Source organism: Oceaniferula marina, assembly GCF_013391475.1.
Taxonomy (GTDB): Bacteria; Verrucomicrobiota; Verrucomicrobiia; order Verrucomicrobiales; family Akkermansiaceae; genus Oceaniferula; species Oceaniferula marina.
The window spans coordinates 1-14,517 of record NZ_JACBAZ010000021.1 but is presented as its reverse complement, the minus strand read 5'-3'; the positions used below and the strand labels follow the sequence as shown (position 1 = coordinate 14,517).

The window sequence follows — 14,517 nt, the reverse complement described above, 5'->3', positions numbered from 1 at the left end:
CGTTTGTCGGAATGGCGGTGTTCGTTTGGCCTTGAGTTCAAGGCGTGACAAAGGAATGTAGCGAGCTACATGACTGAGGAAAAACGCCGAAATCAAGCCAAAGAAATACCGCTTTTCATTCCCATCAGCTACGCTGACTAACGCCCATCTCAAGCTCTTCACTATTTTTCCATTCCGATAAAATCACCGGGAGAATGGTATTACCACCAGGCTTCCACCTGCACACCAAAGGAGAAACCATCGGTGTCCATCCCATAACTCGTAGGAGCAACGAAACCTTCCAAATCGTCATCCCAAGTCGCATACGTTGCAAAAAGGCGTAGTGCTGGGCGCGACATCACATCCCTTCCCGGCGTAATCTGGGGAGCAAACGTCACCTTGTAGAGGTTGCCATTGACGCCATCAAAGGTGTCGACGTGATCCACACCGGCCTCCAATGCCAAGCTAAAGTAATCATTCAGATTATACTGCGCACGGGCACCTCCGGAAATCCAACTATTCCTCGAATCAGCCGCCGAACCAACATCCACTTCATCCCAAACAAAGGTCCCCTGCATCCCCCAACTTTCATTGGGCTGATAGATAATGTCTTGGGTCAATCGAAAATGCCAGGCATCATCCGGATCCACCTCCAAGGCCGGGTCCATATCGTCCGGCAAACTCAAGAATGAGTAGTCCGCTTGAGTCGATCGAAAGTTGCCCGCAGCTCCCACACCATACTGCACCATGGTCCGGCTGCGACCACCGCAGATCACATCCGTTTCATACAGTAGTCCAACTGCTGCTCCCGTGGATGAATCAACATTCACATTGTTGCCATTGGGCCGAGACAAATCATCCGAATGCGCAAGATCTAACCAGACCATCCCCTTACCTCCGGGAACATCGATATCCGACAAACGAATATCCAAACTGTTTTTGTTATTGGTTTCCTTCAGTACCTCGGATGCATCAGAGGAATAATCATCGATGCTACCACCAAACCACGCAACCGCGAGTTTACCAATACCAAGATCGATGCCCTCGACACCACCGCCGAAACCACTCATGTCCAGATAATAGAAATCGGTCATATGCACATCGAAGCGATCGTAATACCGCTGACCAGCCCAGAACATCGCTTCGGGTTGGGCATCCCAGACACCCTTCGCTGTTCCATATGCCTGACGCACCGAGATATCACTGCGGGCGTCATCCCGCGAATTCGCCAAAACAAACGCCGGCATGAAGTGAACCGCAAACTCGGTGCCTGGTGAGAGGTCCAGCTCCGGAAAGGTATAACCAAAATCGGTCTCCACATAGGTTTCCGCCTCGTTACCCAGACGATACTTCGAGCCAGCCCCCGGAGCCTTGAACGCCTCCATTGTGTCTCCCTCGCTATTCACCCCGTAACCAGCACGAAAGTAACCATTAAAGGTAAAGCCCTTGGTCACGTCTTCAAACTTAAACCCTTCCGGAACCACCACATCCGTCGATGCGATACCGGCTTTGGCTCCTCCGCTTGACGATCCCGACGAAGCAATGTGGCTGTGCGGTGGAACCGACTGGCTTGCCGCGGCAGCAGGTGCTGCAGGGGCCGAAGCAACAGCCTTCTGTTCCTGCTCAAGCTCTGCAATCCGTGTTTCCATTTGTTTGATCCGGGCCTCGTATTCCTGGCGCATTTGCTGGATTTCCTGACGGATCAAGGCGGCCTGATCATTACCGGCCTCCTGAGCCACTAGCGGGCAGGCCATGGCTGCCAACATCCCCAACGGAAGAAAGAGCGATTTATTAGACATACAGGTAACCTAGCGAAAGATCTGAAAACTGTCAGCAAAAAAATGCTGGGCAAGTCACCAAGGCTCCTACATTAGGGAGATTATCTCGGTGATGCCTGCGGCGCTGACAGGATGGTCAGGATTTTTTATTTTCAAAGATCAAGGTTTGCCCAAAACCTATCGCTTATTTATAAAAAAATCCTGTAAATCCTCTTCAATCATGTGACTCCTGTCAGCGCCGCAGGCTGTTAGCCCTCAGTGTATTCGCTCTGGGCAGGTCACGCCCCACTCAGGTCACGCTCTTCGATCGCAGCCAATAAACCGGGATGTCGAGCCAGACCTGGATCTTCGGCCATAAGTTTTTCGGCAAGCTCCCTCGCCTCACGAATCAACGCCGTATCTGCTAGAAATTCTAAAAACCTCAGTTCGCTGACCCCACTCTGTGCCGTGCCAAGAACATCGCCCGGGCCACGCAAACGTAAATCGGCTTCGGCAATTTTAAAACCGTCCGAAGTATCGACCATCACTTGCAGCTTTTCCATCGCCTCCTCCGACTTACCATCGGTCAGCAAAATACAGAAACTTTTATGCTCACCCCGGCCAATCCGGCCACGCAACTGGTGTAGCTGGGCTAGACCGAAGCGCTCGGCATTATGGATGACCATCACGTTCGCATTGGGAACATCCACCCCCACTTCAATCACAGTCGTTGATACCAGCACATCGGTCTCTCCATCACGGAAGGCCCCCATCACCTTCTCTTTTTCATCAGCTGGCATTTTACCATGCAGCAGACCAACCCGAAACTTCCGCAAGCGCTTCGTCCACTTTTCAAACTCAACCGTCGCTGCCGCAGCATCAAGCGCCTCACTTTCTTCGACCAGCGGGTAAACCAAATACGCCTGCCGACCAGCATGCAGCTGCTGCTTGAGAAAGGCGGCAATATCCGAGACCTTTGGCCGCTTGCGAAGCGCGGTAACGACTTCTCCCCGACCTGCCGGGCGCTCATCCAAAATGGAAACATCAAGGTCACCATAAAAGGTCAAAGTCAAGGTTCGGGGAATCGGAGTTGCCGTCATCACCAGGGTGTCCGGCATCACGCCTTGAGCAATCAATCTGGCACGCTGGTCCACCCCGAATTTATGTTGTTCATCAATGATCACCAAACCGAGATCCTGAAATGCTTCATGATCGTAGAGCAAGGCATGGGTTCCGATAATGATTTGGGGCTCACCATCGCATGCTTCCAGCTCTTTTCGCGAACCCGTCATCAAGGCAATACGCAACCCCATCGGTTCCAACCAGCGGCTAAACGTCAGGTAATGCTGCTCGGCAAGAATCTGGGTTGGAGCCATCAACGCAGCCTGAGCACCGGAATCCACCGCCAGCAACATCGCACACATGGCAACAAAGGTCTTACCACTCCCCACATCCCCCTGCAACAAACGACTCATCGGCTGAGGCGCCCGCATGTCCGCTAGAATCTCTTTAACACTTCGCTTCTGGGCATCCGTCAAATCAAAGGGAAGGCTGTGGTAAAATGCCGTCAACAACGCTGTCTTCCTCCCCATCACCCGCCCCTGCAAGGCTCGCAAGCGCGCCCGCTTCCAAACCACACTCAGCTGAATTCGGAAAAACTCTTCAAGCGCAAAAAACCGCCTGGCAGCCTCGGCCTCTTCCATCGTCTTGGGAAAATGCACCTCGCGCAATGCCTCATGCCTCGGGTAGGTGGCATCCACCTCATACTCAGCAGCGAGCCCCTCCAGCTCAATATGCTCGAGAACATGGAATACATACTCGCGCTGCCTCCTCTGTGCCACACCACCGCCCCCTTTGTACACCGGCACAATACGTTCGAGGTGAACCGACTCATGCTGCCCGCCCTCCTCAATTTCAAAATCCGGATGATCCATCACCATCATCCCTTGATACTCCTTGGGCTTGCCAAAAAGAACCAACTCATGCCCCGCCGCCAGCACATTCTTCATCCATGGCATGTTAAACCAGCGGCAGACGATTTTATTGGAAGAAAGCATCCCGTCACCCGCTTCAAACACCACAGCCTCGAAAAACGATTTCCGACCACCAAAACGCTTCACCTTGGTATCGACCACCGTCCCACGCAGGCACAAGGATCCACTGCCCGCCTGAACCGGAAAAGCATCAAAGCGACGACGGTCCTCGTAACGCTTCGGAAAGCGATCCAATAAGTCGGCAACCGTCTCGACCCCTGCCGAAGCATACGCCAACACATCCTTGGCAGACATCAGCCCCAATCCTTCGAGTCGGTCGCTGGCGTGAATGGGATCCATCTTCAGTCTTCTTTGCGATGCGCGCGTACATCCTGGATCACCACCTGCAAACTGACCCGACCACGAAACACATTCCGGTTAATTGTAAAAGCAATGTCCCATGGTTGTGGAGGCAATGCCCGCTCACCGGCACCGAAAAACATCGCACTTTGCCAGCAATCCTTCTGCTTCATCGAAAGCTTAAGGTGATGGTTTTTCAACTCCCTCGGAGACTCGGTCAAATAAACCTCACGTGTCATAAACATCGGCTCCTGATTGGCCGAGCCAAAAGGCTGTAGCAATTCGTAGCTGTTGAGGAAATCCAACGACAATTCGGAAAAATCAATTTCCACATCCAGATTCAAACGAGGCAGGCGATCTTTGACATCAACATGTTCTAACACATATTTGGAAAAGCCTTCACGGAAACAATCAATCTGATCTTCGTGCACGCTGATGCCCGCAGCCATGGCATGGCCTCCACCGGCTTCGAGACAATCACGGTTTGCATTGATGGCATCCATCAACGAAACCCCGCCGATACTCCGACCGCTGCCTTTGCCCATGCCCTCTTCGTCAATCGCAATAATAAACGTTGGTTTGTGGAATCGACGCATCATCCGTGATGCCACAATCCCGACCACACCGGGGTGCCAGTCACGGGAACCAAGAACAATCACCGGATCGTCCTGATAGCCACCCGATTCCAGACACTCCAAGGCCTGCCGATGAATACGCTGCTCCTCACTCTGCCGCTCACGGTTATGAACATCCAGACGCGTCGCCCACTGCCTGGCCTCATCCATGTTTTTTGACCGCAAGGTAGCTAGGGCCTCCTCTGGCTGGTCCATACGTCCGGCCGCATTAATCCGAGGTCCTATCCGGAACCCGACATCCGCACTGGTCAATGGCCCCTTGACCTGGGCCACCTCCAACAAAGCCTTGACGCCATCATGATGGGTATTTTCCATCAAACGTAGTCCATGCCTCACTAACAATCGATTTTCTTCCACCAATGGAACAATATCGGCGACCGTAGCCATCGCCACGAGATCCAGATAATTCTTCAAATCAAAGTGCTCCAACTGCCTCGTCTTCAAGAGGGCGTGTGCAAGTTTGAATACAACCCCCGCAGCGCAAAGATAGCTAAAATCGATATCCGTGTCAGATCCACATTTCGGGTTAACCACCGCCACACATTCCGGCTTGCCCGCTGGTGGCAACTCGTGATGGTCCACCACAATTACATCCACCCCCTGCTCTTTGAGATACGCGATTTCATCCACCGACGCGGTGCCACAATCCACCGTGACCATCAAGTCTGGCATGGCCCCTTCCTGCATACAGCGCGATAAGGCGGCCTGGTTCAAACCATAGCCCTCCGGCCCCCTCCTTGGAATAAAACTACGCACCCGGGCACCGTATGCCGCCAACACCTCGGTCATCAAGGTCACCGATGTCACTCCATCCACATCGTAGTCACCATACACACAAATCCGCTCATGCCGGTCCACCGCGCATAGGATCCGATCCACAGCAGCCTGCATCTCCGGCAATAGAAACGGATCTTGTAAATGTCTCAAGCGAGGATGTAAAAAAGCTTCCATCTGGTCCGGCTCAACCCCCCGCTGCAACAGCATTCTGACCAAAATTTCAGGCATCCCCCTACCGACCTCGGGGGGAATCTCCGGCACCTCCGCCAGGATCCACTGTGATTCCAAATGACTCATGCCACCCAAGCTAGTTCTCCATGAGAACAACCACAAGGATAGAAAAATCAGTTAGTCTTTTTGATCCCGTGATCCTCGACGGAACCTCCGGCCAGCGCCATCAGGGCTCCTAGATTAGGGAGATTATCTCGGTGACGCCTGCGGCGCTGACAGGATGGACAGGATTTTTAATTTTCAAAGATCAAGGTTTGCCCAAAATCTATCGCTACCTTCTAAAAAAATCCTGTAACCCCTCTTCAGGGCAACCTGTCGGCTCCGCAGGCTGTTAGTCCCCAGTGTATTCGACCTGCCAGGGCCATCATAAATTGGTACTTGCTCGCAAGAATGCAGCTACCTAATCTGCAATTTACCTACACAAAACATTATTATGAAAATCATCGCCGCATTGACCCTTGCCTGCCTTTGTTTGACCACATCTATCAGTCAGGCTGATCCAGAAGAAGGACCACTATCCCAAACCGCCTGCACCGCCATTGGCGGCTTGGGTGCCATGGCCGTATATAACGCCCACGTTGCTCTCGGACGCATTGCCGACGCCAACCTCGAAAACCCCGAAGAACTCCAACGCGCCGCTCTCGATGCAGGCGGTATCAAAGGAGGAACCGGAGCCATCATCGGTATCTATAAAAAATGCATGCCCCAAGCGGGAGAATCAGAAAAAGAGGGATTCCAAATGCTGCTCAATATGACACAACTGGTCGAACAACAGGCCGATGCCCTGATCGAGGTCCTCAAAATCAAAAGTGAAGGCAAGGACACCCACCCCAGCCGAAAAAAATTGGCCGAAATCCGGGCCAAATGTGCCAAAAACCTCGCCAAAAACCTCGGCTTCGAAGAAGCCATCGTCAAATAATACCAAGTAGTAAAACAGACGGGACGATAGCCGAGATGAATGAGTTCTTTGGCAAGGCGCGACGAAGGAATGGTGCGGGCACCATGACTAAGGAGAAACAAAGCCAAAGGAGTCATTCATCCGGAACTCTCATGGATCACGCAGTGCTCTTCCAAATACCTCAACAATGATCAATCGTCTCGTCTGTTTTACGGAGTGGTATAAGCCCTTAACCTGCCATCTGCCTCATTAATAAAGGGTCGGCCACTGGCTTTTGACCACAGATCCGGCCTACCAACCGCTCCCACACATCCTGCCCTTCGAGAATATCCACTTCAATCCGAAGAAAATAAACCGGTACGTCTAGTTCCGTCGGTTTGATAAACCGCACCGCATCTTTTTCGGTCGTCACAATCATATCGATATCACGACGGATACAGCGCAGCATAAAGCCATCGATATCCTTCTGGTTGAAGTTGTGGTGGTCGGAGAATACCCGGTGAAATTCAACTTGGGCTCCCAGCTTTTTGAGCAGATTTTCAAAACTCTCCGGTACGGCAATACCGGAAATGGCAGCCACATACTTGTCTTTCAAAAACTCCAAAGGAAGTTGCTCCCCTGAAAATAAATCCTCCAGATACTGGGGGCCATGGGTGCACTCGATAATCTCAGCATGGCGGTTGTGCTTCCTCATGCGCTCAATCAAGCGGGCATTGGAACTGCCGTCACACTTGGTGATGAAGATGTAATCCGCCCGGCACAAATTGCGGGCCGGCTCACGCAAGGTCCCCCGGGGAAGCATCTGCCCGGTTCCAAACGGCGCATTCTGGTCAATCAATACCACATCAATCGAATGTGCCAAATCGAGATACTGCATGCCGTCGTCCAAAATCAACATATCCGCATCCAACTCCTGCATCGCAAAACGGCCTCCTTTTACCCGGTCCTTATCCACCACCACCGACACTCCGGGCAGATTGTTCGCTAACATCCACGGTTCATCCCCGGCATACTTCACCTTGAGGATCGGCTCACCTCCCTGACTCACCACTTTGGGCATACTCTCCTCCGGAATCACCTGGCCATTTTCGCGACTCACCCACTCCTGAACCTGCTTCAATTTTTTACTTTTATACCCCCGACTCAAAATCGCAGGACGCCGGCCACGTTTTTCCAACTCACGAGCAAACAACTCAACCACCGGAGTCTTCCCCGTCCCCCCAACCGTCAGGTTGCCAATACTCACCACCTGCATCCCCAAATACGCCTGTTGCTTGCTCCCGCTCCGGTAACGCCGAAGCCGTAACTTCACCGCCAGCCGAAACAGCCCGGAAAGCATCCAAAGCAGCAAGCGCATCATCGTTGCCCGAAACCCGCGGGCCCGACCAAAAATCACGTCAGCACCCCACTGCTCAAATTCTTCCAAGGTTTCCTTCACTGGCAGAAGCTTATACACTCGGGACTTGAAACTTCAAACTTCAAACTTCAAACTCAAATCATGACTCGTCCCGACGGCCGCTCCTATGACCAACTTCGCCCGATTTCCTTCCAGCATGGTATCGCCCCCCACGCCACCGGCTCCGTGCTCGTTTCCTTTGGCAACACCCGCGTGATCTGCGCCGCCACCATCCAGGAAGACATCCCACGCTGGATGAAAATGCAAAAAGTCGGCGGAGGCTGGCTGACCGCAGAGTACAACATGCTCCCCTACTCCACCCTCGACCGCAAAGCACGCGATATCACCCGCGGAAAAATCGACGGCCGCTCATCTGAAATCCAGCGCCTGATCGGCCGCTCCCTACGCGCCGTTGTCGACCTGAAAGCCCTCGGCCACCGCACGGTCTGGCTCGATTGTGACGTGCTGCAGGCAGACGGAGGCACCCGCACCGCCTCGATCACCGGTGGCTGTGTCGCCGTAGCCATTGCGCTCAATAAGCTCATCGCCGAAGGAAAACTCAGGACTTTCCCGATGAAAAAACTCATCTCCGGTATCAGTGCCGGCATCTTCCAAAACGAAGCCATCCTCGACCTCGACTACCCGGAGGACAAACATGCCAGCGTGGATTTCAACGTGGTCATGACCGAAGACCACGAATTTGTCGAAGTCCAAGGCAGCGGCGAAGAGGCCGTTTTCAGCTCCGAGCAAATGGATGCCATGCTCGATCTCGCACGCAAAGGCGTCAGCGAAATCACCGAATTACAAAAACAAGCCATCCTCGATGCCGATCAAGCCAGCCCGGGAGATCTGGCCAGCCTGGTGGATGCCATCAACCATTAAAATCACGGCAACAAAAGCCGTCATCCCCGACTGACGTATGCAACGCACAAGTCGTTGAATTTACGGTGTCTATACCTGATTTACATTTTAAACGCTTGTACGCTCTATTTTTGATGTAAATCCGTTTTTTACCTTGCGGAGCAATGGCCACGCGTTACCTTTAACTGTCAGTTATGCGACTGTTCGCAATGGTGTGTACAGTCGCTGTGCTGACGTATAACATAAATAAATAACATACGTTACATTAACATAAACCAAGTAATACAAAGTAATACCATGAACATAACTCGAAAGAACATAAACAAGGGCTTCACGCTGGTGGAGCTTCTCGTGGTGATCGCAATCATTGCCGCTCTGGCAGGATTTGCTACACCGCTGGTGCTGAAACAAATGAAGAAAGCCGACATGGCAACCGCTACGCATAACGCCAAGCAGTTGCACCTGGCTTTGTTCGAATTTGACCAGGATTACGGTTTCTTCCCTGATTCCGCTGACAGCGCCGGCCTCGGTGCATCCGGCAACACTGCCAACGATGTGCTCAGACAGCTGTTCCTGAACGGCAACGTCACCTCCGAGGAGAACTTCTACGCCAAAACCGCTTTCTCCAAGCAGCCTGACGGCGATGTCGGCAACGAAAGCAACGACTACAACAACGCCCTGGACAACGGTGAAGTGGGCTTCCTCTACATCGACGACCAGTCGACCGGAGGTAACTCCTCCCGTCCGCTTCTGGCCGCTCCCCTGATGTCCAGCGGTGGCGCTCCTACTGCCATGCTGTTCGACAAGGACATCTACGGCGGTAAGATGATGGTGCTGCGGATCGACGGATCGGTTAAACAGTACCGCGTCGACAAAACATCCAACCAGGCAAGAACCACCGTCAACAACTCACAAGTTGACATCTTCGCCACTCAAAACCCAGTCTGGGACGATACCGCTCCCCAGCCACTCTACCCAAGCAAGAAGGGTAAGTAGTCATTAGGCTGACAACTGGATCAACCTATTCTTAACGAGAATCCAACTCAAACCGGAGAGGGCAACCTCTCCGGTTTTTTTGTGCGGTAAAACAACCCGGTTCCGCCCTTCCTCTGGCCCTGAAAAATTCCAATGATCGGAAGGTAAGCAGCCAAATCGTGGCGTGTCCCCGCCAAGCTACAGGGCGGTGCACACTCAACCGACCATCACCCGATCCCACGTTTGCGAAGCAAAACTTCAACTAAAATTTGCCACCAGATATCAGCCAATCCCATTTCTTCCATCTTCCATCTGTCCTCTATACCCAAATCACATCCACAATAAACCAAACGATCATCATCACCCCGACCACCATTTTGATCAGCAGACCGGCCACCGTGCCCAGCACCGACCCAATCCCTGAAACCGTCGCAGGTTTGACCTCTTTTTTCGCCAATAAAAACTCAAACAACATCGAACCAATCAAAGGTCCGAGAATCAGACCAAAAGGCATAAAAAAAAGACCCACAATCCCACCAACCAAGGCTCCGGCTGCGCCCCACCGACTTCCCCCAAACCAGCGCGTTCCCACCGCCCCACTCATAAATTCAAGAACCTGCGAGACCGTCAGCAGCACTCCCAACACCACAAAAGTCCACCACTCGACACCCGACTCGGCACCCAGCATCAGACGATGGGCAATCGCCGCAAAAAAGAGGATCAAATGCCCGGGTAAAAACGGAACCAAGGTGCCGATAAACCCAAGCACCAGCAGGCAGGAGGTCACCACCCAGGCCAAACCCGTCCACGCCACGCCGTAGTCCAAATTCTGAAAATAATCAATCACGCGCCACTCCTAAACCAGTCCGATCATCTTGCAAGTGATTCCAGACAAAAGCAACCTTCAACCTTCTGACACCAAGGAGCGAATCAGACAGCACGGTTGCCAAGATCCATGCTTGTGATGGCAAAACGCGACGAGGGAGTGGCATAATACCAAGTAGCAAAACAGACGGGACGATTGCCGAGATAAATTTCTGTTTTGGCAAGGCGCGACGATGGAATGGTGCGGGCACCATGACTGAGGAGAAACGCAGCCAGAACAGAAATTTATCCGGAACTCTGGTAGACCACGAAGTGCATTTCCTCACAGCTTTAAAACTTTCAATCGTCTCATCTGTTTTGCGGAGTGGTATAATGTACAATCCAAAGCGAAATCGTCACGCATGTGTACTGGTGGCAAGCCCCCATGCATTCCACACTGAAAAAATCATCCATTCCCTTGGAAATTCTCCTCGTCATAACGGAAAAATGGGGTAGAGAGTACCAGTGTGAAAAAGGACTTGATGCGCAATAAAGTATTCGCCATGGCCGCCAGTCAGTTTGACCGGACGGCTGATTTTCTGGGACTCGACAATGCCGTTCGTGAACGCTGCAAATGGCCAAAACGGCTGATCACTGTCACCGTTCCCATTCAACGGGACAGCGGGGAAACCGAAGTCTTTTTCGGCTACCGCGTCCAGCACCACCTGTCCCGAGGACCAGTCAAAGGTGGGCTACGCTTCCACCCGGATGTCAATCTTGGTGAAGTCGCCGCACTGGCGATGTGGATGAACTGGAAATGCGCCCTGATGGACCTCCCCTACGGTGGCGGCAAGGGTGGCGTCTCATGTGACCCGCGCCAAATGAGCGAACACGAAATGGAAAGTGTCACCCGCCGCTTTGCCACCGAAATCCTCCCCTTCATTGGCCCGGAAACCGATGTCATGGCTCCCGATATGGGCACCAATGCCCAGACCATGGCATGGATCACCGACGTCTATTCCACCCATAAAGGCTACCTGGCACCCGACATCGTCACCGGTAAACCGGTTGAACTTCAAGGGTCCCAGGGCAGAGACATGGCCACCGGTCACGGCGTGGCTTTCCTCATCACCCGAGCCTTCTCCAAACTAAAGATCAAGGAAAAGGATGCCAGTGCCATTATCCAGGGCTTTGGTAACGTCGGCTATCACGCGGCCCGCACCCTTTCGCGTTACGGAGTGAGTATCCGGGGTATCTCTGACGTCACTGGCGCAGTCTGGAATGAAGCTGGAATTGATGTGGACAAACTCAAGGAATACGCCGATAAGACCGGCGGCGTGATAGGATTCCCAGATGCTGCCCCCATCGATCCAGACGACTTGCTCATCCAACCTTGCGATGCACTCGTCCCGGCAGCCTTGGAGCGTGTCATCAACGATAAAAATGCCCAGCAGCTCCAATGCCGGGTGCTCGCCGAAGGCGCCAACGGCCCAACCACACCGAATGCCGATGCCATCATCGAGCAGCGAGATGACATCTTCCTCATCCCGGACATTCTCTGCAATGCCGGAGGTGTCACCGTTTCCTACTTCGAGTGGGTTCAAAACCTGCAGCGTTATCAGTGGACTGAAGAAGAAGTGATCACCAAACTCGAAACCAAACTCGAAACGGCCTTTGAAAAAGTGATCTGGTTCTCCGAGCAAAACAAAACCCCGCACCGGGTGTCGGCTCTCGCACTCGGCATCAGTGAAGTGGCAGCCACCAAATCCATCCGCGGTCTCTTTCCCTAAACCCCACCAACCCAATATCACACTCTATGTTACACTCCACATTCAACGAATTCGGTCAACCGACCGAAGTGACCAGCATCAAGGAATCCCCCACTCCGGAACTCCAAGCCGACAGCGTCCGGGTCCGGATGATCACCTCACCCATCAACCCCGCCGATATCAACCTGATTCAAGGTATCTACGGTATCCGCCCCGAGCTTCCCGCCATTCCGGGAATCGAGGGTTGCGGCGAAATCATCGAAAGCCAAAGCTCGAAGTTCGAGGCCGGTGACCGGGTGATCCTGATCGAACACGTCGGTACCTGGGCCGAAGAAGTCGTTTGCCCCGAGTCCGCGGTGCTCAAAATTCCAAAAGAAACGCCGGCCGACCAGGCATCCATGCTCAAGGTGAACCCCCTGACCGCCTGGTGTATGCTGACCCAATTCATCGAACTCCCGAAAGGCTCGTGGGTCATCCAAAATGCCGGAAACTCAGGCGTCGGAGCCTGCGTCATCCAAATCGCCAAATTGCTTGGCCTGCGCACCATCAACCTGGTGCGGAGGGAATCACTTGTGCCTGAACTCGAAGCCATTGGAGCCGACCACGTCCTCATCGACGACAACGATGTGGCGGAGAAAGTCAAAGAAATCACCGCCGGTGAAGCCCCGAAACTTGCCCTCAACGCCGTTGGCGGCGACAGCGCGCTTCGCCTGATGGATGTGCTCGCCCCGCAAGGCTTCCATGTCACTTATGGTGCCATGAGCCGACGCAGCCTGAAGGTGCCCAACAAATTCCTGATCTTCAAACGCATCCAACTTCATGGCTTCTGGGTCACCAAGTGGATGGAAGCCGAAGATCCAAGCAAGGTGGAAACCATCTACGCCCAACTCGCACAGTGGATGCTCGAAGGAAAACTGGCCCAGCCAATCGACTCCAGCTACCCGCTCAGTGAGATCACCACGGCCCTCACCCGTGCCCAGGAAGACCAACGGGACGGCAAGGTGCTGATCACCATGTCTTGAGCGGATTAGCCATTGCTCTTCCCCCTTTTCCATGGCGGACCCCAGTGGTCCGCCATTTTTTTTGCGAAAAAATCCCCTCAGCATTGAATAGCATCCGACCACGTGCCGTCGAAGGATACGAACAACCGATTCACTAACGATGAAATACTTATTGATCACACTTGCCAGCGTCGTCCTTTTTGCCCTGCCCCAGAATGCCCAAGCCGCCCACGGCCATTGCGGCACCGGTTACACCTACCGCTGCGGTCACAGCGCCTGTGGCTGCCCGATCTACAAGCGGCGCGTGATTGTCAGGTACGACTGCTATCATCGTCCAGTCTACCGCTATGTTTCGGTTCCTGTCGTGCACCGCTGCCGCAGCCACTACAAACATCACAAGCACCACAAAAAGCATCACTACAGCCATCACCGGCCGCAGTACCGCCACAGTTCACACACCCGGATCACCTACCGCAGCCCTTATGGCAGCATCAGCTACTGCCGCTAACAGAAGAGCTCACCATTCCCAACAAACCCATACACATTCAACCCGACTTTCTCTTCAATTGGATCCCAACTCTTCCACCTCCCAGTCACCGGATCGTAATACCTGTATGCGTAGTAGTTGAGCCCGGGTTTTGAAGTTTTCATCATGGCTTGCTTGAAGATTCACTGTTCACGCGCCGAACCCTCTCTGCCTTCAGGACTGCCCCCTCTCTTTTCCTTTTTCAACGATCTTGCTTCCTCTCTTTTTTTATTTCTAATTTTTTCAAGCAACTTCTTAAAGTCCAAACTTGAAATTTTTTCATCACTTTCAATACCTAACAAAAAGGAATAGTGTAATGCCCTGTCAGTTATAGGTATAGCCATTTTGGTGGGGCCTCCATCTGCTTTATCCCAATCGCACGAAAAATACCAATAACGTTGCGATTCCAATTCTTCGTCGTCGGACACTTTAGGAGTATACATTCTAAATTTTGCTTTTTCATATGACCCCCAATAATTCTGCTTTTCTGTATACTTATACCAAAGCAGTTTATCCTGATTTCCTGACACCTCCACAACCGTACTGGCTGCGTATGTAAAACGCTCTAATCTAGC

The 14,517-nt window shown here is 52.8% G+C and carries 13 protein-coding genes; 6 read left to right on the top strand and 7 right to left on the bottom strand.

The features are described from left to right. Positions 1 to 200: 200 nt before the first annotated feature. The 3 genes from HW115_RS18795 to recJ all read right to left on the bottom strand — a co-directional run bounded on the left by HW115_RS18795 (position 201) and on the right by recJ (position 5,778). Entirely contained in the window at positions 201 to 1,778 is a 1,578-nt protein-coding gene (locus HW115_RS18795; RefSeq protein WP_178935022.1) for a carbohydrate porin, read from the bottom strand. A 257-nt stretch (positions 1,779 to 2,035) separates the two neighbouring features. After that, positions 2,036 to 4,069, bottom strand: coding sequence for an ATP-dependent DNA helicase RecG (gene recG, locus HW115_RS18790; RefSeq protein ID WP_227021671.1), 2,034 nt, complete (start codon positions 4,067 to 4,069; stop codon positions 2,036 to 2,038). A 2-nt stretch (positions 4,070 to 4,071) separates the two neighbouring features. Continuing rightward, positions 4,072 to 5,778: a single-stranded-DNA-specific exonuclease RecJ gene (recJ, locus tag HW115_RS18785; protein ID WP_178935020.1), complete on the bottom strand. Its 1,707-nt coding sequence runs from the start codon at positions 5,776 to 5,778 to the stop codon at positions 4,072 to 4,074. Between the two features lie 367 nt (positions 5,779 to 6,145). On the opposite strand from recJ, the gene HW115_RS18780 reads away from it, so the two are divergent. After that, complete coding sequence (locus HW115_RS18780) at positions 6,146 to 6,631, top strand: hypothetical protein (protein WP_178935018.1); 486 nt, start codon at positions 6,146 to 6,148, stop codon at positions 6,629 to 6,631. A 208-nt stretch (positions 6,632 to 6,839) separates the two neighbouring features. Here the strand turns inward: HW115_RS18780 and lpxK are convergent, their stop codons facing one another. Next, entirely contained in the window at positions 6,840 to 8,066 is a 1,227-nt protein-coding gene (gene lpxK, locus HW115_RS18775) for a tetraacyldisaccharide 4'-kinase (protein ID WP_319609419.1), read from the bottom strand. A gap of 42 nt (positions 8,067 to 8,108) precedes the next feature. On the opposite strand from lpxK, the gene rph reads away from it, so the two are divergent. Beyond that, positions 8,109 to 8,888, top strand: a complete 780-nt coding sequence (rph, locus tag HW115_RS18770; protein ID WP_178935014.1) for a ribonuclease PH — start codon at positions 8,109 to 8,111, stop codon at positions 8,886 to 8,888. Between the two features lie 276 nt (positions 8,889 to 9,164). Continuing rightward, positions 9,165 to 9,863 (top strand): type IV pilin protein, encoded by a 699-nt coding sequence (locus HW115_RS18765; protein WP_178935012.1) that lies wholly within the window; start codon positions 9,165 to 9,167, stop codon positions 9,861 to 9,863. A gap of 298 nt (positions 9,864 to 10,161) precedes the next feature. Here HW115_RS18765 and HW115_RS18760 read toward each other — a convergent pair whose 3' ends face one another. Further along, entirely contained in the window at positions 10,162 to 10,689 is a 528-nt protein-coding gene (locus HW115_RS18760) for a DUF456 domain-containing protein (RefSeq protein ID WP_178935011.1), read from the bottom strand. Positions 10,690 to 11,173: 484 nt separating this feature from the next. On the opposite strand from HW115_RS18760, the gene HW115_RS18755 reads away from it, so the two are divergent. The 3 genes from HW115_RS18755 (at position 11,174) to HW115_RS18745 (ending at position 13,924) form a co-directional block, all read left to right on the top strand. Continuing rightward, positions 11,174 to 12,436, top strand: coding sequence for a Glu/Leu/Phe/Val family dehydrogenase (locus HW115_RS18755; RefSeq protein WP_319609418.1), 1,263 nt, complete (start codon positions 11,174 to 11,176; stop codon positions 12,434 to 12,436). A gap of 26 nt (positions 12,437 to 12,462) precedes the next feature. Then, on the top strand, positions 12,463 to 13,437 hold the full coding sequence (locus tag HW115_RS18750) for an MDR family NADPH-dependent oxidoreductase (RefSeq protein WP_178935009.1): 975 nt from the start codon (positions 12,463 to 12,465) through the stop codon (positions 13,435 to 13,437). Between the two features lie 139 nt (positions 13,438 to 13,576). Beyond that, on the top strand, positions 13,577 to 13,924 hold the full coding sequence (locus tag HW115_RS18745; RefSeq protein ID WP_178935007.1) for a hypothetical protein: 348 nt from the start codon (positions 13,577 to 13,579) through the stop codon (positions 13,922 to 13,924). Here the strand turns inward: HW115_RS18745 and HW115_RS18740 are convergent. Beyond that, on the bottom strand, positions 13,921 to 14,070 hold the full coding sequence (locus HW115_RS18740) for an RHS repeat-associated core domain-containing protein (protein ID WP_178935005.1): 150 nt from the start codon (positions 14,068 to 14,070) through the stop codon (positions 13,921 to 13,923). The two genes, HW115_RS18745 and HW115_RS18740, sit on opposite strands and share 4 nt — an antisense overlap. 15 nt (positions 14,071 to 14,085) lie before the next feature. Continuing rightward, positions 14,086 to 14,517, bottom strand: a 432-nt coding sequence (locus tag HW115_RS18735) for a hypothetical protein (RefSeq protein ID WP_178935003.1), incomplete at its 5' end; no start/stop codon positions are given.